General features: G+C 51.7%; 14 protein-coding genes and 1 tRNA gene. 8 read left to right on the forward strand and 7 right to left on the reverse strand.

Annotated features, from left to right (window positions below):
- Positions 1-248, reverse strand: a 248-nt coding sequence (locus tag BR04_RS14225) for a transposase (protein WP_496356691.1), incomplete at its 3' end; no start/stop codon positions are given.
- A gap of 252 nt (positions 249-500) precedes the next feature.
- Positions 501-598 (reverse strand) — tRNA-Sec (locus BR04_RS14230).
- 88 nt (positions 599-686) lie between these two features.
- On the opposite strand from BR04_RS14230, the gene BR04_RS14235 reads away from it, so the two are divergent.
- Genes BR04_RS14235 through BR04_RS14245 form a run of 3 tightly spaced genes read left to right on the forward strand, consistent with a single transcriptional unit; the run spans position 687 to position 2,951 of the window.
- Positions 687-1,841 (forward strand): M20/M25/M40 family metallo-hydrolase, encoded by a 1,155-nt coding sequence (locus tag BR04_RS14235; RefSeq protein WP_496356692.1) that lies wholly within the window; start codon positions 687-689, stop codon positions 1,839-1,841.
- Positions 1,838-2,320: a phosphatidylglycerophosphatase A family protein gene (locus BR04_RS14240; protein WP_496356693.1), complete on the forward strand. Its 483-nt coding sequence runs from the start codon at positions 1,838-1,840 to the stop codon at positions 2,318-2,320. Before BR04_RS14235 ends, BR04_RS14240 begins: the two co-directional genes overlap by 4 nt.
- 34 nt (positions 2,321-2,354) lie before the next feature.
- Positions 2,355-2,951 (forward strand): NF038143 family protein, encoded by a 597-nt coding sequence (locus BR04_RS14245; protein WP_496356694.1) that lies wholly within the window; start codon positions 2,355-2,357, stop codon positions 2,949-2,951.
- A gap of 75 nt (positions 2,952-3,026) precedes the next feature.
- On the opposite strand, the gene BR04_RS14250 is transcribed toward BR04_RS14245, so the two are convergent.
- Both BR04_RS14250 and BR04_RS14255 read right to left on the reverse strand, forming a co-directional pair.
- A complete protein-coding gene (locus BR04_RS14250; RefSeq protein WP_496356695.1) occupies positions 3,027-3,269 on the reverse strand; it encodes a hypothetical protein in 243 nt (80 codons plus the stop codon).
- A gap of 125 nt (positions 3,270-3,394) precedes the next feature.
- Positions 3,395-5,137 carry a YeiH family protein gene (locus tag BR04_RS14255; RefSeq protein ID WP_496356696.1) on the reverse strand — a complete coding sequence of 581 codons (1,743 nt, stop codon included), beginning with the start codon at positions 5,135-5,137 and terminating at the stop codon, positions 3,395-3,397.
- A gap of 526 nt (positions 5,138-5,663) precedes the next feature.
- On the opposite strand from BR04_RS14255, the gene recA reads away from it, so the two are divergent.
- The 5 genes from recA to BR04_RS14280 all read left to right on the forward strand — a co-directional run bounded on the left by recA (position 5,664) and on the right by BR04_RS14280 (position 14,331).
- A complete protein-coding gene (gene recA, locus BR04_RS14260; RefSeq protein WP_496356697.1) occupies positions 5,664-6,797 on the forward strand; it encodes a recombinase RecA in 1,134 nt (377 codons plus the stop codon).
- A 165-nt stretch (positions 6,798-6,962) separates the two neighbouring features.
- Positions 6,963-9,593 carry an alanine--tRNA ligase gene (gene alaS / locus BR04_RS14265; protein WP_496356731.1) on the forward strand — a complete coding sequence of 877 codons (2,631 nt, stop codon included), beginning with the start codon at positions 6,963-6,965 and terminating at the stop codon, positions 9,591-9,593.
- 220 nt (positions 9,594-9,813) lie between these two features.
- Positions 9,814-12,465, forward strand: a complete 2,652-nt coding sequence (locus tag BR04_RS14270; protein ID WP_496356698.1) for a TrlF family AAA-like ATPase — start codon at positions 9,814-9,816, stop codon at positions 12,463-12,465.
- Positions 12,453-13,607 carry an RNA/DNA-binding domain-containing protein gene (locus tag BR04_RS14275; RefSeq protein WP_496356699.1) on the forward strand — a complete coding sequence of 385 codons (1,155 nt, stop codon included), beginning with the start codon at positions 12,453-12,455 and terminating at the stop codon, positions 13,605-13,607. The genes BR04_RS14270 and BR04_RS14275 overlap by 13 nt, the downstream gene beginning before the upstream one ends.
- 91 nt (positions 13,608-13,698) lie before the next feature.
- Positions 13,699-14,331 (forward strand): DUF599 domain-containing protein, encoded by a 633-nt coding sequence (locus tag BR04_RS14280; RefSeq protein ID WP_496356700.1) that lies wholly within the window; start codon positions 13,699-13,701, stop codon positions 14,329-14,331.
- A 6-nt stretch (positions 14,332-14,337) separates the two neighbouring features.
- Here the strand turns inward: BR04_RS14280 and BR04_RS14285 are convergent, their stop codons facing one another.
- The 3 genes from BR04_RS14285 to BR04_RS14295 form a co-directional block, all read right to left on the reverse strand.
- Positions 14,338-17,496: a cache domain-containing protein gene (locus BR04_RS14285; protein ID WP_496356701.1), complete on the reverse strand. Its 3,159-nt coding sequence runs from the start codon at positions 17,494-17,496 to the stop codon at positions 14,338-14,340.
- A gap of 21 nt (positions 17,497-17,517) precedes the next feature.
- On the reverse strand, positions 17,518-19,305 hold the full coding sequence (locus tag BR04_RS14290; RefSeq protein ID WP_496356702.1) for a YgiQ family radical SAM protein: 1,788 nt from the start codon (positions 19,303-19,305) through the stop codon (positions 17,518-17,520).
- Positions 19,306-19,370: 65 nt separating this feature from the next.
- Complete coding sequence (locus BR04_RS14295; protein WP_496356703.1) at positions 19,371-20,591, reverse strand: D-alanyl-D-alanine carboxypeptidase; 1,221 nt, start codon at positions 20,589-20,591, stop codon at positions 19,371-19,373.
- Between the last annotated feature and the right edge of the window lie 103 nt (positions 20,592-20,694).

Here is a 20,694-nt window from a genome sequence, read left to right on the forward strand (position 1 = left end):
GCCAGATGCTCGAAAACCTTTTTCCATACTCCGCTTCGGCTCCAGCGCATATGACGGGTATGAATTACGCGGAAGTCACCGAATCGCTCCGGAAGGTCCCGCCACGGGATGCCCGCGCGGTACCGGTAAAGAACCGCCTCCACAAACAAGCGATTATCCCTGGCCGTACACCCGACATGGCCTTCCCGGCCTGGAAGCAAATCCCTGATCCGATCCCACTGATCATCTCTTAATCCATAACGTCTTATCATTGAAGGGTCCTCCCACAGCCCATCAACAGAAAAGCACAAAACCACCTCATTGTGAATCCGGAAAATTCTCAGCCGCACAATTGATGACACACCCTAGCCACTAAAAACCATTTTCCACAAGGCTTTTTTCGGGGTTTTTGCCCTTTTCGGTTATCACCTCAAATATTGCTAAAAATAGCCCAAAAGCCGCGTCAATACTGAGCCGGAAGCAACAAAAAAGGCCCCCCGAAGGAGGCCTTAACTGTTTTGTGGCGGAAGTGCATGGGAATCGAACCCACCCGGGACGTTTTTAGCGCCCCACACCGGATTTGAAGTCCGGGAGCCTCACCAGTAAGCTGCGCACTTCCGAAATACGAGAAGGGATGATATAGAAAAAGGCATTTTTGTCAACCGCTTTTGCGGTATGCCCCTTTACCCTTGCACCGGAGAGCTTTCATGGTTCAGCCCCAGCGCCTCAGTGATACTTTTTTGCAACTGGTTCGTATCGATTCTCCTTCCCGTGAGGAACAGGAGATTGCAGATTTTCTCAAAAACCAGCTTCTGGATCTTGGGGCCGAGGTGGCCTTTGACAAGGCAGATGAGAGTGTCGGTGGGACAGTGGGCAACCTGATTGCCTGGTTTCCGGGAAAGGTGGATGTGGCTCCGCTGCTTCTCTCTGCCCATATGGATACGGTGGAGCCGGGTCGGGGGATACGGCCTGTGTTTGAAGACGGTATTTTCCGGAGCAGCGGGGATACCATTCTCGGTTCTGACGATAAGTCCGGCATTGCCATTATTCTGGAGGTGCTGCGTACCCTCAAGGAGACGGATATTGCCCATGGGCCTGTGGAAGTGGTGTTTTCCGTCTGTGAGGAGATTGGTCTTCTCGGTGCCAAGCATCTCGATAAAAACCGTTTGAAATCCCGTTTCGGCTATGTGCTGGATGCCTGGGATGTTCACGCGGTGGTGACCCGTGCGCCTGCGGCCAATCGTTTCACCTTTGTTGTTCATGGCAAGGAATCCCATGCAGGAGCGGAGCCGGAAAAGGGGATCAATGCCATCGTGCTGGCGGCAAAGGCGATGGCCCGTTGTCCAGATGGCCGGATTGATTCGGAAACCACCTGCAATATTGGAAGGATTGAAGGCGGAGTGGCTACCAACATTGTGCCGGGTTCGGTCACCGTACTGGCCGAAGCCCGCAGCCATAACCCCGAAAAACTGAAAAAACTGACGGGTGAAATGGTTGCAGCCTTTGAAAATGCAGTAGCAGAGGCCGGAGGCGGGGAGGGAATTGCCTTTCCCCGCCTTGAGGTGCATGTGGAAGAGGATTTTCCCCATACCTGCATCCCCGAGGATGCACCAGTGGTGAGTCTTGCCAAAAAAGCAGGAGAGGCCCTTGGCCGGGTTATAACCACCCGTTCTGTTGGTGGTGGATCGGACGCCAATATTTTTTTCAACCATGGTATTGATGCCTGTGCTATCGGTACCGGTATGCGGGAAGTGCATACGGTGCGGGAACATGTGGCTCTGGCGGACATGGTGGATTGTGCAACGCTTTTTGTGGAAATTATCCGGGAGCATGGACAGACTGGAAGAAAGGAGGGGCTGTGATTTCCTTTCCAAAAGATCCTGTTCTCTTTCTGGCGACCATGGCTGGCACGGGAAATGCTTCGAAAGCTCCCGGCACGTTGGGAACTCTGGCGGGGCTTCCCTTCTGTGCCCTGCTTCTGCTTATTCCTGCCAGAATACAGGTGGTGGTGGTTCTGGGTTCCATCCTGATGGGTATTCTCATCTGTGATGCCGCAGCCCGGCGTCTGGGAGAAAAGGATCCTTCTTCTGTGGTTCTGGACGAGGGGGTGGGGCTTGCCGTAACCCTGATGCTTTTTCCTTTATCCCTCCCTACCCTGGTGCTTGGTTTTCTGCTTTTTCGTCTTTTTGATATTGTAAAACCCTGGCCCGTTTCCTTTTTTGACAGGGAAGTTCCCGGAGGTGCCGGGATCATGCTGGATGATGTGGCCGCAGGTTTTTGTGCCCACCTCTGCCTGACCCTTCTGACTTCTTTTTCCTGGATGGGTATGGGCGTTTCCTGAAACTGCAAGAGCTTTTCCAAAGAGGAGCAATGCCTTGACCGTTTCTTTTCATGAAAAATACGAAACGATTCTCAGCAAGGAAAGACAAATGGCCTATGCCCTGGCCAAACAGGTGATTTCCAAGCCGGAAACCTCGGTATGGATGATTTTTCTGCCCGTTCTTTTTGTCCACCATGCCTTTAATATCCAACGGTATAAGAAAAGTATCCATGGCTTTGCGGATTATTACATCCAAATCAAGATAAAGGCCCTGAATTTGGCTTTGAATGCTGTGGAAGAGGGGAGGGGGATCTGCATTGACCTTGAAACCTGCTTTCCTTCCCTGGAGCCTGGAGATGAAAAGAATGCAAAGGTCTGTGAAAAGCAGCTGGGAGAAATCCGTCTGCTTTTTCACCATTATCAGGGCTTGCTGAGAACTCGTGGTAAGACCTGGAAGGAGCTGGTAAAGGAAGCCTATGGTGAGGCTGGAAAATACAGAATTTTTCTCAATGCGCTGGGAAAGGCGGAAAAAGAAGTGACCCGCTATGTGACCCGTGTCTTTGAGACCAGCGAGACAGCCCGGGAGGTGGCTGTGAAGATGGAAAAAATTGTGGATCAGCTTCGGGAAGAGGATGTAAAAGCTGTTTTTTGATGCGATGCATGAGCCTGAAAGCGCCCTCAAGGGAGAAAATTTCCCGGAGGGCGTTTGGTTTTTGGGGAGGGAACTTTATCGGGTTGCCCTTTCCAGACTGTCCCGGACATAGGACTGCGCCATGAAGGTTTCCTCGGACTGGGTGTAAAAGTACTGGTTGGCATCCAGATCTGCCGCGCTGATAATGTCCATTACGGGTCGGATGGCAGGCAGGGTCTGCAACCAGGGCAGAAGAAAGGCCGCAAGAAGCCACAGGCCCAAAAGTCCTGCCAGAAGTTTCCAGATATTTTTTGCCGGATTGAGCCTGTTTTCAGCCATGATTTTACCTTTCGAGCTTTCGGAACCCGGGAGATCCCCGGCATCCCCCTCAGGGGAGTACCGGGGAGTGGGGAAATCAGGTAGACGGCCTCCATATGCTGAAGCCGTTTTTATCCCGCATCGTATCAGAGAGAAGCCGTGATATCGGGGAATACCAGAAAGAACATCACATAGGCCATGAGCAGGGTCAGAATCAGGTTAAAGCTCTGGCCTGTCACATAGAGGATTACCGGTTTACCGCCCTTAAAGTGTTTTGCCATTTCTCTGAAGTTGGATGTAAGTCCGATGGAGGCAAAGGCCAGAATAAAGAACCACTCACGACAGGGACGGCTGAAGCCCCTCAGAACCCCCTGATCCAGCATGACGTCCCCGCGTCCGCCCATGGCTTCGATGAGAATGGAGAAGACGACGGAAGCGGCGATGAAGCCCAGAACAAATTTGGGAAAACGGTACCAGATTTCCATTTTCCTTACGGTCTGACCTGCCACACAGTCCACTTTGGCGCACCAGTAAACCGCCACGCCAAAGGCAATGACACCAATCATGATGTTCTGAATCATCTTGATGGTGGCAGCCACGAACATGCCCGTTTCACCTAAAAAGGCACCTGCCGCCACAACCGCTCCGGTGGAGTCGATGGTGCCGCCGATCCATGCCCCTCCCAGTACGGGATGCATCCCCATGGAGACAATAAAGGTGGGGAGGGCAATCATCATGATGGCCGTAAAGAGCATGGACATGCCGATGGAAATGGTCAGTTCTTCCTTGGTGGCCCGGCAGGCTGCGGCTGTGGCAATGGCCGCTGAAACCCCGCACACGCACATATCGGCCGATACGGTGATGTTCAGGGTTTTGGACTCCATCTTCAGCACTTTCTGGCCGAAGGCGTAGGTGGTAACGAGAACGATGGGGGTCACCACCCAGGCCACAAAGATACCGGGAAGGCCAATGGCCAGAATTTTACCAAAGAGAATTTCTGCACCGAGGAGGACAAGGCCGGTTTTGATGAAGTATTCGGTCTGGGCTGCATCCTTGATAAACTGGGGAGTTCCTACGGTATTGGCAATGAGCATGCCTCCCAGAATGGCCCAGATCAGGGAGCCAAAACCCCACTCACTGAGGGTTTTGTTGCCGCCAATGATTTCGGATACCACGGCCAGAAGAAAGACAAAGCCAAAGCCTTTGATGAAGTTGACCGTGTTGATAGACATCACCGTTGTGGCTGCGGCGAAAAAGAGCATGAAGACCAGGCAGATGCCGATGAGGTAGGGAATTTTGTTGTAGGCCTGGGTTCCAGCCTTGGCTTTGGCTTTGCTTTCCGCATTTTTGGCGGAGCGCCACTGCGCAATGGCATTTTCGGCCTTTTGATTCAGGGTTTCATCCTGAAATCCTGCATTTGCCGCTGCGGCCTGATCCAGTTCTGCCTGGGCCATGGCGGCTTTGGTTTTTTCCTGGGCTCTCGCATAGCCCTCTTTGGCATCTTCACGGATTTTTGCGGCTTGAGACTCCGTAAGAATCAGAGATTCCATGGGGCTGGAAGACCATTTGGAAGGCGTGGCCAGCCATTTGCTGAGGAGTTTGCCAACAGGTTCATTGCGGGCGCGAAGACCGGAGAAGGTGTCATTGGCCTTGTGCCATTCTACGGTATGAAAGGGGGCTTTATCCTGTTCCGCTTTCATGATGGCTTGGGATTGCTGGATTTTTTTATCCATGTCTGCCGGAGGACGGGGAAGAAAAATAATGAGTCCTATGATCAGAATAAGGAAACCCAGCCAGATGGCCCACCAGTCTTCTTTTTTGTACAGTTCAGACCATTCCCATCTAGCCTGATCGACAACGATTTCCGGTTGCTGGCTTTTTACGGACATGTTTAACTCCTTGATCAAAGGGTTTTTGGGTATTGTTTCCATGAATCAACAGGATCCGCCTGCCCGGCCCCGGGCTTCTACTGGGGAGGGCATATTCGGGTACGTTTTTTTCGACACATGGAGGCTTTCCGGATCAATTCATCACGGAACAGCGTGATGGATCGGTAATCCGTTCAGAAGTTAGCAAGATAGGTACCAAGGCTTTTTAAATTTTATTTTTAAAAAATTGTATTGTTTTAAGATGTTTATATATCCTGCTGCTACAGGCGGGGGGTGTCTGCATCTTTCAGGATGCAGTTTTCCGAAAAGGGGGTGCATCCTGAAAGATGCAGGTACCCAGGTATGGCGGGAAGAGTATCTATTATGGTTTTCTTTCGTTCTGGAAAAGGCTATGTATGGCCCTTGATCCGGAGAGCATCCGGAACGTATGAAAGAAAATCCGTTGAAAATTTTATGGAACCTGCTTTCAGTTTTTTAAATGGTTTTGATTTCATCATTACAGATATTCCGGAATAAGGGAGGCTGCATGAGCATTGCAGGGGACAAGGGAAAGGCCATTGAATCGGCCATGGGGCAGATAGAACGCCAGTTCGGTAAAGGGGCCATCATGCGGCTGGGCAGCAAGGAAGTGATCGCTGTTCCGACCATTTCCACCGGTTCTCTGGCCCTGGATCGGGCTTTGGGTATCGGGGGACTGCCTAAAGGACGGGTCATCGAAATATACGGGCCTGAATCTTCGGGGAAGACCACCCTGGCTCTGCACGCTGTGGCCGAATGTCAGAGTGCTGGCGGCATTGCGGCTTTTATTGATGCAGAACACGCCCTGGACACCGCCTATGCCCGAAGGCTCGGAGTCAATGTGGATGAACTGCTGGTCTCTCAGCCGGATACCGGAGAGCAGGCCCTTGAAATTGCCGACATGCTGGTGCGCAGCGGGGCTGTGGATATTCTCGTCATTGATTCCGTGGCCGCCCTTGTACCCCGTGCGGAAATTGAGGGAGAAATGGGAGATGCCCACATGGGGCTTCAGGCCCGTCTCATGAGTCAGGCCCTGCGCAAGCTTACGGCCACCATCGGCAAAACCATGACCACGGTGATCTTCATCAACCAGATCCGCATGAAGCTTGGGGTGGTCTTCGGCAATCCGGAAACCACCACCGGCGGCAATGCCCTTAAATTTTACGCCTCCGTGCGTCTCGATGTCCGCAGGGCCGCAGCCATCAAGGAAGGTCAGGATGTGATGGGCAATCGCACCCGGGTCAAGGTGGTGAAGAACAAACTGGCTCCTCCCTTCAAGGAAGCGGAATTCGACCTCATGTATGGAGAGGGCATTTCCAGGATCGGGGATCTTCTGGATCTTGGGGTGGAAGCGGGGATTATCGAAAAAAGCGGGGCCTGGTATGCCTATGAGGGCGAACGCATCGGGCAGGGCCGGGAGAATGTGAAAAAGTATCTCAAGGAAAACGAGGCGCTTTTTGCCACCCTGTATATGAAGGTCAGGGAAAGCCTTGGTATCGCGGCCCCACCAGTTGCGGAAAAGACGGAGAAGGTGGTGACAAAGGCGGAAAAGCCTGTCCGTGCACCCAGGGAAAAAAAGGGGGAAACCCCTTCCATGTTCGAGGATGAAACCCCGCCCCTCGAAAGCTTTGATGATCAGTAGGTCAGGATGAGAACGGGGCAGAACAGGACGTCGGCAGGCCAAGGTTGTTTTTGGCCGCCAGTTTGAAATAAACGATCTGGAAGCAGGCGGGGCGGAAGATACGCTGCCGCCTGTTTCCGGTCAGCCATAGCGACTTTTACACGCAGGAGAAATGAAGCGATTATGATGACGGGAAGCGAGATCCGGCAGACCTTTCTGGAATACTTTAAAAAACACGGGCATCGTCTGGTGCGCAGCTCCTCCCTCGTGCCCTCCGATGACCCCACCCTGCTCTTTACCAATGCAGGCATGGTGCAGTTCAAGCGCGTTTTCATTGGCGAGGAAAAGCGGGATTATGTGACGGCCACCACCTCCCAGAAGTGCGTGCGTGCGGGCGGCAAGCACAACGACCTGGAGAACGTGGGCTATACGGCGCGGCACCACACCTTCTTTGAAATGCTGGGTAACTTCAGCTTCGGGGATTATTTCAAGGACGAGGCCATCCATTTTGCCTGGGATCTGCTCACCAGGGGCTACGGTCTGCCCGCAGACAAGCTCTGGGTCTCCATTTTCCTGGACGATGACGAGGCCTTTGAAATCTGGAACAGGAAAATCGGGGTTCCCAAGGAGCGCATTGTGCGCCTCGGGGAAAAGGACAATTTCTGGGCCATGGGCGATACCGGCCCCTGCGGTCCCTGTTCCGAAATCCACATCGACCGGGGGATTCCCTGCAGTCTCAACAATCCGGACTGCGGTGTGGACTGCGACTGTGACCGCTTCCTTGAGATCTGGAACCTCGTTTTCATGCAGTTCAACCGCTCCCAGGACGGTACCCTCACGCCGCTGCCCAAGCCCAGCATCGACACAGGTATGGGCCTTGAACGCATCGCCTCGGTGATTCAGGGGGTCAGTACCAACTACGATACCGATCTTTTCCGGCCCATCATGGAAAAGGTGGCGACCATGTCGGGAAAACCCCTCGGACAAAGCCCCGAATCCGATGTGGCCATGAAGGTCATCGCCGACCACAGCCGGGCCGCAGCCTTTCTCGTGGGGGACGGGGTGCTTCCCTCCAACGAGGGCCGGGGCTATGTGCTGCGCCGCATCCTGCGCCGGGCCATCCGCTATGGCCGGAACATCGGTCTGACCCGTCCTTTTCTGAAAGATACGGTGCGGGTGGTTTTTGAGATTATGGAAAGCGCCTATCCGGAGCTGAAAAGCCAGGAAAGCTTCATCACCAATGTTATTGAAAACGAGGAAATCCGGTTCTCCGAAACCCTGGACAACGGTCTTAAACTCCTTGAGGAAACCCTCGAAGGCCTGGCAGCGAGAGGCAGCCGGGAAATCCCCGGCGATGTGATCTTCCGGTTGTACGATACCTATGGTTTTCCTGTGGATATTTTAAGGGATGTGACCAAGGGCAGTGATATCGTTCTCGATATCAAAGGGTTTGAAACCGCCATGGCCGAACGGCGGGAAATGAGCCGCAGCAAGGTGAAGTTTGACGCCATGGGCGAGGCCTACCTCTCCCTCACCAGTGCCGGGGTGCAGACGGTCTTTACGGGCTATGAGCAGACCGAAGATAAGGGGAAGGTGCTGCTTCTTGTGCGGGAGGGCAAGGCCTGCGACCGGGTGGAAGGGGCTGGTGCTCTGGAGCTTGTCACGGACAGAACGTCCTTTTACGCCGAATCCGGTGGTCAGGTGGGCGATACGGGTTTTATCCGCAGCCAGAATTTTGAGATGGAAGTCCTTGAAACCGTAAAAGATCCCACGGGGCTTTTCATTCATAAGGGAAAACTTCTCTCCGGAAGCCCCGGCAAGGGGGATACGGTGCAGCTTCTCGTGAATGCGGCCCGCAGAGCGGATACGGCGAGGAACCATACCGCGACCCATCTGCTGCACGCGGCCCTGAGGGAGGTGGTGGGGGATCATGTGAAGCAGTCCGGCTCCATGGTGAGCGCGGAGCGGCTTCGCTTCGACTTCACCCATTTTTCCGGCATAGACAGGGACAGCCTCAATGCCGTGGAAAGCTGGGTGAATGACAAGATCCGGGAGAACGTGCCCGTCAGTTCGGAAACCATGAGTGCGGAAGCTGCCTTCAAAACCGGGGCTACGGCTCTTTTTGAGGAAAAGTACGGAGACGAGGTGCGGGTCATCACCCTTTCCTCCTTCAGCAAGGAGTTCTGCGGCGGCACCCACACGGCCTATACCGGTGACATCGGTCTTTTTGTTCTTGTCTCCGAGGGCAGTGTTGCGGCAGGTGTGCGCCGCATCGAGGCCCTTACCGGTCAGGCGGCCCTTGGCTTCATGCAGGAGCGCAGCCGTATTCTCCAGCAGGTGGCCGGGCTTCTCAAGGACAAGCCCGACACCCTGGTGAGCCGGGTGGAACGTCTGCTTGGCGATCTGCGAACCCAGGAAAAAACCATTGAATCCCTGAAGAACAGGATGGCGGAAATGAGCGCCGGGGACATCACCGAAGGGGTGGTGGAGATTCAGGGGGTCAAGGTGCTGGCCAAAAAGGTGATGGTGGACAATCCCGCTTCCCTAAGGGACCTTGCTGACCGTATGAAGGACAAACTCGGCTCCGGCCTTGTGCTGCTGGGTACGGAATCCGAAGGCAAGGTGCTGCTTATCTCTGTGGTGAGCAAGGATCTGGTGGGGCGTTTCCATGCGGGGGAAATCGTCAAGGCTGCGGCCAAGGTGGTGGGCGGCGGGGGCGGCGGTCGTCCGGACATGGCTCAGGCGGGGGGAACCCAGCCCGAGAATCTGGATGCGGCTTTAAAAACCCTTCTCGACCGGGTTCAGCAGGGCGCATAGACCGTGAAAGGGCAGGCCCTGGGGCCTGCCCGGCAGGCAGTCCTGCAAAGTGATCTATGGCGTGGGTATTTTTGAGTCATTGGCCTCTTTGAAGTATTGTGAGAGATCTTTTTGGCAGTGTGGGCTATGTCTCTACACTTACCGGATTGATTCCTTGCGAGGTTCTCAATGCAGGCCAGTTCAAAAACTACCTCAACGCGGACGGCCAGGGAGAGCGAATATGCCAACAGAACAAAAAGAATATGAAGTTTTCCGTTCTGGGGCCACGTGGCTCAGGGCTGATTTTCATCTTCACACCAGGGCGGATAAGGAATTCAGGTATTCTGACGGCGAAGATTTCTATTTCTCACACTATGTCGATGGCTTGGAAAAGGCAAAGATCAGACTCGGCATAATTGCCAACCATAACAAGTTTGATGCTTCTGAATTCAAGGCCCTGAAGAAGACAGCTTCCAAAAAGGAAATCTGCCTGCTTCCGGGGGTTGAATTGTCCGTAAATGATGGTTCAAACGGCGTTCATACCGTGATTGTCTTTAGTGATCAATGGCTGGAAAGGGGTAATGACTACATATCTCCTTTCATTACAACCATGTTTCCTGGGAAAGCTGAATCGGAATACCAAAATGAAAATGGCAGAAGTGATAAGAATGTACTTCAGGTTGTTGAAGAGTTGGAAAAAACAGGCCGTGACTACTTTTTGATTTTTGCTCATGTTGAGCAAAAAAGTGGCCTGTGGACTGAAATGGGCGGTGGGAAAATCAGTGATTTTAAAGACAGGCGATATGAAACGGTACGCCGTAAGACTCTTGGATTTCAGAAGGTCAGAACTCACGACACATCCGATAAGGCTTGCAGAACCAAAGTAAAAAGCTTGCTTGGTGGTTGGTATCCGGCCGAAGTAGAAGGTTCCGACTGTAAGTCCATCGCTGACATAGGCAAGGGAAAGTCGTGCTACCTCAAGCTCGGCGCATTCTCCTTTGATGCCGTTAAATTCGCTCTGATGGACAGAAATAACCGGGTATCCGTAGAACCCGTTGAGCATAAACACTCGCATATACGCTCTGTTCGCTTTACGGGTGGTACCCTGAAAGACCAGGAACTGCATTTTTCTCCCGAACTGAATACGCTTATCGGTATCAGAGGCAGCGGAAAATCTTCTGTACTTGAGGTGCTGCGCTATGCTCTGGAGATTCCTTTCGGTGAAAAGGCCGGAGATCAAAAGTATAAACAGGATCTGGTTGGGTTTACGCTTGGAAGCGGCGGTAAGGTAGAAATTGAGGCCATGGATCGTTACGGGCAGCCCTATCTCATACGCAGAGTCTGGAAAGAGAACTGTTCTGAGGTATTGAGTGACGGCAAGTTGCAACCAGGGGTGTCGATTCGGGAAACTGTTTTGCGCAAGCCCATCTATTTTGGGCAAAAAGATTTATCCAGTACTGGGGAAGGTTTTGAAAAAGATCTGGTGGATAAGCTGCTTGGCTCAAAGCTAGATGATGTTCGGATGGGTATATGCCAGCAAAAACAAATAGTTGTTGACGCAGTAGATCGTCTGATGAAGGTAAGCAATGTCCAGGATCAGATTGACGAGCAAAAGCATATTAAACAAGATATTGAACATCATCTGAATTTCTACAGAGAACATGGTGTGGAAGAAAAGCTTCAGAAGCGTCTTGATTTCGACAATGACGTTCGGATGATGCATAAAGGGGTTCAGCTTACTGTAAATTTTGTATCTGACCTGGAGAGTTTGCTCGCGCAGCATGAAGATGACATCAGAAATTTCCGTGGATACCTGTCCAGGCACAACGAGAATTTATTCAAGAAATTCTATCAGCAATATGAATTTTATATATCTTTTGTTAACACGGCAAAGGCATGGCTGACAAACGAGAAAGCTGCAAAACAGGTATTGACTGCCACCCAGACAGAGCTGACTGCTATCCGTAAAGGAATGGTGGAAGAGTTCGCTGAAATTGAACGAAAACTGGCGGCAGAACTGAAAAGCAACGGTACTCAAAACATCAGCTCAGATGAGTTTCTGAATCTGAAAAAGAAATTGACCACTGCAACCCAGCTCATATCCGCACTTGAAAAGCAGATTGGCCAGAAAAATTCACTTCAAAATCAGCTGTTTGTTGAGTTACAGAAATTGAACGCGCTATGGCTTGAGGAATTTACTTTGATCAAGGACGAACTGGACAAGGTTGGGACTGGCAGTTCATCCATATCAATCACTTCTGAGTATAAAGAAGATAAATCATCGTTTTTGTCCTTCATGAAAGACATCTTTAAAGGGAGTGGAATTCGAGAAACAACATACCATGGAATTATTAAGAAATACGTTGACTTCATCGCAATATACAAAGATTTTGAAAATGCACAAAAGCTGTTTGGTAGCAATCCCCATACGTTCGCAGAGCTTTTTATGAAAAACTTAAAGGTATTGCTCACCTATCAGACTCCAAATAAGTTTACGATCTGTTACAGAGGTAAAGAACTTCAGCATCATTCATTGGGTCAACGCGCATCCGCACTGATTCTTTTTATTCTCAGCCAAAAGGAAAATGATGTCATCATCATTGACCAGCCTGAAGATGACCTCGATAACCAGACGATCTACGAAGATGTTATTAAACTGATCCGGCAAATGAAGCCAGAAGTTCAGTTTATTTTTGCCACGCACAATCCTAACATTCCAGTGCTTGGCGATGCTGAGTTTGTGCATGCATGCTCTTTCAAGGATGATAAGATAACGGTTAGCAGTGGCAGTGTTGATAACCAAAATACTCAGAATACAATTATCAATATCATGGAAGGTGGCAAAGAAGCCTTTGATCGTCGTAAGGAAATTTACCAGATATGGAAATCGTAGAGATATTAAAGATCCTTGCCCAGGGTGAAGACAGCCGAAATCAATTCAAGAAAGACATCAATAACGCTGATTCATTGGCTCAGGAACTTATCGCTTTCAGTAATACACTTGGTGGCAGGATTTTTGTTGGTGTCGGCGATGAGGGTTCGATAACAGGGCTACATGCTGAAGACATTCATAGAATCAACCAGCTCCTTTCCAATGTCGCCAGTCAAAATGTGAAACCGTCAATCAACCCGCTGACAGAAATAGTGACATTGGAACAGGGACGAATTCTTGTCATAGATGTAGCTAAGGGAATGAATAAGCCATATCAGGACAAGAATGGAACGATATGGGTGAAGAGTGGTGCAGATAAGAGAAAGGCAACAGCCCGGGAGGAAATTCAGCGTTTATTTCAGGAATCAGGAATGGTTCATGCGGACATCATTCCTGCCCAGGGTATGACAGTTGCGGATCTGGATATGCCATACTTCAGTTCATTTTTTCAGAAAAGATATGGAGAATCATTGGAGCAGCAGCTGTTGCCTCTGGAACAGACCATAAGTAATCTAAATCTGGGGATGAACGGTAATCTGAATATAACAGGCGCAATGCTGTTTGCTCAGAGTCCTTCAAACAGACTGCCGTCTTATATTGTAAAAGCGGCAGCATTTCCGGGAAACTCAATAACTACGGAGTTCTATATTGACAGCCGGGACATCACCGGAAAACTTTCAGATATTTTCCAGCAGACGGTTGGCTTTATACTCGCTAACACGAGGCAGATTCAGGGTGAACAGGGAATAAACAGTATAGGGAAACCAGAGATTCCCAAAATAGTTTTGGAAGAGCTCATTGTAAATGCTTTGGTTCATCGTGACTATTTTATTCTTGCACCAGTACGGGTATTCGTATTCTCCGATCGTATTGAAATTATAAGCCCGGGACATTTGCCTAATAATCTTACTGTTGCCAATATTAAAGCTGGGAATTCGAATACCCGCAACCCTGTTTTAGCTTCTTTTGCTTATCAGATATTACCATATCGTGGATTTGGCTCAGGTATTTTGCGTGCCCTGGAGAACTATCCAGATATTGACTTCATTGATGACCGTGAGGGAAATCTGTTCAAGTGCATTATCAAACGAACAATCCTATGATTGATAAATGCTTTCATGCAGATTTGAAGTCAATCCTTGAAAAAAACCTCATTGCCGTTTTTTTTGATGATGTCTGTCAAAAGGAGGCGAGATGCTGATGCAGGATGGGCTTGTGAGCCTTGGGGCCTTTGGGCTGCTCCTTTTTTACCATCTTTTTCTTGCCTGGAAAATTCGTAAAGATCCCGCTGCCACCTCCCTGGGGCTGGCCCACATCATCCGCAGGGAGTGGGTGCAGGAGATTCTCAAGGAAGGCCGGGATCTTCTGGGGGTCCACACCTTAAGAAATCAGGTCATGGCCTCAAGTTTTCTGGCTTCCACCGCCATCCTTATCAGCCTCGGTGTGCTGGGTCTTGCGGCCAATCCGTCATTTTATACGGGTTTCCTTGTGGTTCTGGGAAAAGGAAGCCCGGACAGCAGCACAGCTCTGGCCAAGCTTGTGCTGATTTCCGCCAATTTTTTCGTGGCTTTTTTCAACTTTACCCTCTGCATTCGTTACTATAACCATGCAAGTTTTGGTGTGGGGCTGAAAAGTTTTGAAAACCTTCCTTTTCCACCGGAGTTCATCCTCACCATCATGGAAAGGGGCAGCCGTCATTACTTCATCGGTATGCGGGGCTACTACCTTTCCGTCCCCCTTCTTCTCTGGATACTGGGGCCCCTATGGCTGCTGTTTGGAACCTTGGGGCTTCTGGTGATTCTTTTTTTTCTGGATCGCATGGTCTGAGACCCTTTACCCTCCGAGGGCTTCCCTTACCCTGGCGGCAAAGGCTTTAAGCTGAAAGGGTTTCTGGATGAAGGCCATATCCTCTTCCAGAACACCATGACGGGCGATGACATTGGCCGTGTATCCGGACATGAAAAGGGTACGCAGATCAGGGAAGCGTTCTTTCAGTTGTGCGGCAAGATCCCTGCCGTTCATCCCAGGCATGATGACATCGGTGATAAGCAGGTGAATGTCGCCATTGTGCCCGCTGACGGCATCCAGAGCCTCCTGGGGCTGGGAGAAGGCCAGTACCTTGTACCCCAGCTCTTTCAGCAGGGTCTGGGCGATTTCCAGAATGGCGGGCTCATCCTCCACCAGCAGAATGCTTTCATGCCCTCCCTTGAGGGACTGGATTCTGGCTGTCTGCTCAGCGGGTTTTTCTTCGTTTTCCCCAAATTTTGGAAAATAGACGGAAAAGGTGCTGCCCCGCCCCGGCTCGGTGTACACATTGATGAAGCCGTTGTTCTGTTTCACAATGCCGTAGATGGTGGCAAGCCCCAGGCCTGTACCTTCGCCTAAGGATTTTGTGGTGAAAAAGGGCTCAAAGATATGGGCCAGGGTGTCCGCATCCATACCGCAGCCATTGTCACTGACGGAAAGTTTTACAAATTCTCCGGGGATAAAGCCGGGGTGGCCGTCACAGTAGCTCTCCTCCAGCCGGATATTTTCCGTTTCCACGGTGAGCATCCCCACACCGCTGATGGCGTCTCTGGCGTTGACGCAGAGATTGGCAAGGATCTGATCCAGCTGGGAAGGATCCATCCGGACGGTCCAGAGAGGGCTTCCCGGTTTCCACACAAGCTCGATATTTTCTCCGATGAGTCTGCGCATCATGTGCAGCATGCCTTCGAGGGAGGCATTGAGATCCAGCACCTCGGGGGAAATGGTCTGTTTTCTGGCAAAGGCCAGAAGCTGGCGGGTCAGGTTCGCGGAACGCATGGCCGCCCTGTGCACTTCTTCCAGTTCCTCGGTAACGGACTGGCCCTTTTCTGCCCTGGCTTTGGCAATTTCCGTATAACCCAGAACAATGCTCAGCATATTATTGAAATCATGGGCAACACCTCCTGCAAGACGGCCCACGGATTCCATTTTCTGGGCCTGCTGCAACTGGGCTTCCAGTTTTTTGTTTTCCTTTTCCGCATACCAGCGTTCTGAGATGTCCTCAAAGATCCCCAAACCTCCAAGAAGACTGCCATTTTTGATGGCTGGGGCAAAAAAGCCCCGTATGGGTGTGGTTTTGTGGCCGGTGACGGAGGTGTAAAGCCCCTCATACAGGCCCTTTTCACCGGAAAGCGCTGTTTTTACGGCCGTCACCACCTCCTGATCCGGAAGAAGGAGCATATTCAGCCCCACAAGAACACGGTGGGAGGAGCCGATGAGCTGAACGAAGTTTTCGTTGCAGTCGAGAATTTTTCCCTGCTCATCAAAATACAGTAGTCCCAGGGGAGAGTTATCAAAGATCAGGTGATATTTTTCTTCACTTTTCTGAAGAGCTTCTTCCGTTTTTTTTCGTTCTGAGATGTCTTCAAACATGCCGATACCGCCCTGAACCTTCCCGTCCTTCAAGACGGGAGCAAGGATGGCCCTCAGCCAGGTCTTTTTGTTGGAGGTGACTGCGGTGTACAGCCCCTCATAGGAGCTGATACTGCCTTTGAGAGCGATCCCGATGGCCAGTGCGGCATGGGAATCCGGAAGCTTTGCCATGTTGAGTCCCTGAAGAACTTCCCTGGAGGCACCTGCAATGCCTACAAATCTGTCATTGCAGGCCATGATGACCCCTCTTTGGTCAAAATAGGCCAGTCCCAGAGGAGAATGTTCAAAGATGAGGCGGTAGCGGTCTTCCGTATCTTTCAGGACGTTTCGGATGGACGCGGTTTCCTTCAGCACTTTGTTCATGTTGAGGGCAAGAAGACGCAGTTCCGAAAAGCCGATATTTTCCGTTTCCATGGGAGTCTGTTCCGAGGCCGCCCGTTTGAAGAAGCCCATGAAGGTGTCAAAGCTTTTCTGGATAGCGTTTACAAGGTTACGGATCCAGAAAAAGGCCAGCAGGGAGAGGAGGGCCAGGAAGGTAAAACTGAATCCTGCCTTGTGCAGCAGCTCCCGGAAGAGGGTCTCTTTTTTTCTGCGGATTTCCTCCTCAATGGTATCGAGATAGACACCTGCCCCCACGATCCAGTGCCACTCGTTAATGGCCGTTACAAAAGAGATCTTCGGCGATGGGTTGGTGCTGTGGGGCTTTCTCCAGGCATAGCGGACAAAGCCGCTGCCCTCCCGCATGGCCACATCCTGATACGCTTCAATGATACGCACGCCGTCCGGATCCGTGAGATCGAGAAGGTTTTTGCCTCCACGGGTAATCTGCCCATTGGTGAAGAGGGGGGCACCGCCCTGTATGCTGCCGAAAAAATACCCTTCTTCTTCAAAGGTGAGGGGCACAATATGGGCAAGAACCTCGTCCTGAAGCCGCAGACGAACATCTTCGAGGTAGGAGCCTGTTCCGATGATCCAGCCCAAGGGTTCAAAGGCACGGACAAAGGCCGTTTTCTGAAAGTCTTTTTCTGCTTTTCCCGGTCGTGTCCAGGTATAGGTGTAAAAGCCTTCCCCCTTTTCCCGGACAAGGGCCAGCATGTCCCGTACCACATACTCTCCTTTGGCCCCCTGAATGGAAAGCATGTTCCGGCCCTCCATTTCAGGTCTGTCCGCAAAGAGGATTTCTTTTCCGTCCATGTCAAAGATGAAATAGTAGCCAAGGCCGTCATCAAAGCGCAGAGGGCGCAGGGCTTCCCGGATCATGGCGGCGATGTCTTCTTTTTTCAGGATTCCCTGATAGGTATGGAAGAGGTGGGAGGCCAGGGCATGGGCCTCATTGACCCTTTTCTGTGCATTGGTTCTGAGGATCTGATCTGTTTTGCGGATTTTGGAATGGATAAAGTCGGAAAGGGCCAGCACCTCCCGCTGCAACATGGCTTTCCGGGAGCTTTCATAGGTCTCCCGGGTCTTTTCCGCATCGTTGAGAAAACTGAGGTAGGCCACAGACATCCACAGAAAAAAGAGCATTCCCGTGGAAAAGACCGCTATGTACATCATGCGTGTCAGTATGGTGGTGCGGAGGCTTTTTGGGGTCATACGTTTTTTCCTGAAAACGCCTTAGGATCTGTTTCGCTGCTTTTTCCCCCCGTCCGGCTGGGGTCTTCGGGGTCTGGAAGGGCCTGGTGCGATTCTGGAACCTCCCGTAAGTACATCCTTTTGTCTTTTTTTTCCAGCTTCTTCTTTTTCCACAAAAAGGGGAGCACCTGTCACGGGATCCCTTTCCGTCCAGTACATGGCGGCCGACCAGGTGGAGGGGGTGGGGGTAAATATCTGTACCTGTTCCGGATGGATTTTCAGCATTTTTTCGGAGAAGGCTGCCAGTTCCTTCATGTCGGTCTGGGTGCAGCCGGGGTGGGCAGCTATGAAATAGTAGGTGAGAAACTGGGCTTTTCCCGCTTCACGGGTCAGGGAAAAGAAAAGATCCCGGAAACGTAAAAGACTTTCCGGGCCGGGCTTGCCCATATGCTTAAGGACAGAGGGAGAGATATGCTCCGGTGCAAGTTTCATCTGGCCGGACACATGGTGGGCCACCAGCTCCTTTAAGTATGCAGGGCCTTCCTTCTGATCCGCCAGCAGAAGATCATGGCGTACACCGGAGGCCACAAAGACCTTGCGTACTCCTTCGAGGCTGCGGATTTTTTTGAGAAGCCGCCGCTGGGGACCATGATCGGGCTTCAGGGCGGGGCAGACTTCCGGGAAGAGGCAGCGCCGGTCAGTACACGGCCCCTTGTTCAGCTTTTTGCGGCATTCAAAGCCATACATATTGGCCGTAGGCCCGCCAACATCGGGAAGAATCCCCTTGAAATCCCTGCGTCGGATGAGGTTTTTTGCCTCTTCCAGAAGGGAGTTTTCGCTGCGGGAGCGTACTGTCCTGCCCTGATGCACGGCAATGGCGCAGAAATTACATTCTCCATAGCAGCCATAGTGGGAGGTGATGCTGTGGCGGATGGTTTCCAGTGCCCGGACAGGGCCTTTTTTCGCATCTTCAGGATGCAGCTCCCGGGTGAAGGGCAGGGCATGGAGGGCATCCAGTTCCGGGGTCTCCGTATAGGGAAAGGGCGGGTTCTGGATGAGAAAACGGTCTCCGTGGGCCTGAGCCAGTCCCTTTGCCGTGAGGGGGTCGTTATTGGCATAAAAGCTTGCAAACATGGATAAAAAGGCATTTTTATCCATGCTCGTCTCCTCAAAGGAGGGCAGTTCCAGATAGCCTTCGGGAATGTCCTTTCCGATGTGGCAGAGACCCCGGATGGCAGAAGGGTCTTTGTTTTCCGCAAGGGCATGGGCAAAGGCCAGTACACTGGATTCCGCCATGCCGTAAAGCAGGTAGTCTGCCTTGGCATCAAAGAGGATGGAACGCCGGATTTTATTGTCCCAGAAATCGTAGTGGCTGACACGGCGGAGACTGGCTTCGATCCCCCCCAGAAGAATGGGCTTTTTTTCCTCTCCCTTGCCGTACCTGCGGATCCGGTTGGCATAGACAATACAGGCCCTGTCCGGTCTGCGGTTGTTGATGCCGCCTGGGGTATAGTCGTCAGACTGCCTCCGTTTTCTGGAGGCCGTGTAATTGGCCACCATGGAGTCCACACTGCCAGCGGAAACTCCCCAGAACAGCCGGGGCTGGCCTAAGCGTGTGAAGTCTTCCGCCTTTTCAGGATCGGGCTGGGCGATGATTCCCACCCGGAAGCCTGCGGCCTCCAGCACCCGTCCGATGATGGCAATGCCCATGGAAGGCGCATCAATGCAGGCATCTCCTGTGATAAGGATGACATCAAGGTTTGCCCATCCCCTGAGAACCATATCTTCAGGGGTGGCAGGGAGAAACGTATTGCGGGCCGAAGGGGGCACGGTCAGACCTCTGTATGATGTTGTTGTGTGGCGAGCCCTTTTCTGGGATCAGGGGCGCAGGCCTGTCACCTGTGCTGGGATTTTACCATTTTTTTCAGAAATTCAAGATGTTTGGGATAAATATCATTTTCCATTTCCGTCATGAGCACATAGGGATACCAGCCTCCTGCACCCTGGAGGTATCCTGCCCGTGTACGAACCTGGGAAAGGGTTCCGGTTTTGTACCAGCCTTCTTTTTCCCTGCGCATGAGACTCATATAGGGCGCAAAGGCATGAAGAATTTTCATCATATCCCGGGGAGAAATATCGTTACGCAGCGATAGCCCTGAGCCTTCCTCAAGGTTCAGGTTCCGGATTTTAAGATGTTTTTCCGCAAAGGCAGAGAGAGCCTTACGGGCTTCTTCCAGGCCTACGGGTTCCAGACTGCTGCGGTTCCGGGATACGGTGAAGAGAAGCAGCTGATTGGCCACCACATTGTTGGAGTAGGCCATGAGCTGATGCACGATGTCTCCGATGGTGAAGGGAGAGGGGATTTCCAGCAGAAGGGTTTCCGAAATTTCCGAAGGGCTTGTTCGCAGGATATGATCCTTTTTTTTGAAAGAAAATCCTGCTTCTTCCAGAAAGTGCCGGGTGAGGGCCGCTGCGTAGTGCATGGGAAAATCTTCTTCCTCGGGCAGGGCGATACGTCCTGAAGCCATACGGGAGGCCTGAATGGGGCCGAGTACCATGGGCAAAAGCGGGGTTTCCTCTTCTCCGGAAACGAGTTTTCCCTTTTCATTTTTAAAGGAAACAGAGTTGAAGTTTACGGCAAAGGCACTCAGGGGCGCATTGTAACTGCGCAGGGAGCTGGAAGACCTGCCATCCACAGGCAGTTTTTTTTCAAAGCGGGAAACATCCACGACAAACCCCGTAAAATTCCTGTGGGGAATTTCATCCGCCAGCCGGGCAACCATGGCCTTCAGGGGAATGGAGGTCAGCAGGGGGTCTGCCTTTGCCGTAAAAACCAGGCAGCCTTCCGCATCCAGAGTCCAGGGAGTGGCAATGCGGTATTCGATCCCCAGGGTTTCCAGAGCATAGAGGGACGTGAGAATTTTTAATATGGAAGCCGGGATCATGTTTTCGTCGGCGTTCAGGGCAGCAAGGATCTTACCGTCCGGATTTTCCAGCAGCCAGGCATGACGTCCCCCGGTCTCCGCAGCAGCGGGGAGGGGCAGCAACAGAAAAAAAAGGCAGCAGACTATTCTGCTCAGGCGCAGGGGAAGGGTGTCCATTTTTTTTCGGTTCATTGGGTTTACCCATCCTTATTTTAAGGGCCGGTAATAAAAAATGGTAAACCCCCGGTTTTGCAGGGGGAGGGACTCTCAGATTCTGACAATTTTGAGGATAAAA

Source organism: Desulfobotulus sapovorans DSM 2055 (genome assembly GCF_059569355.1).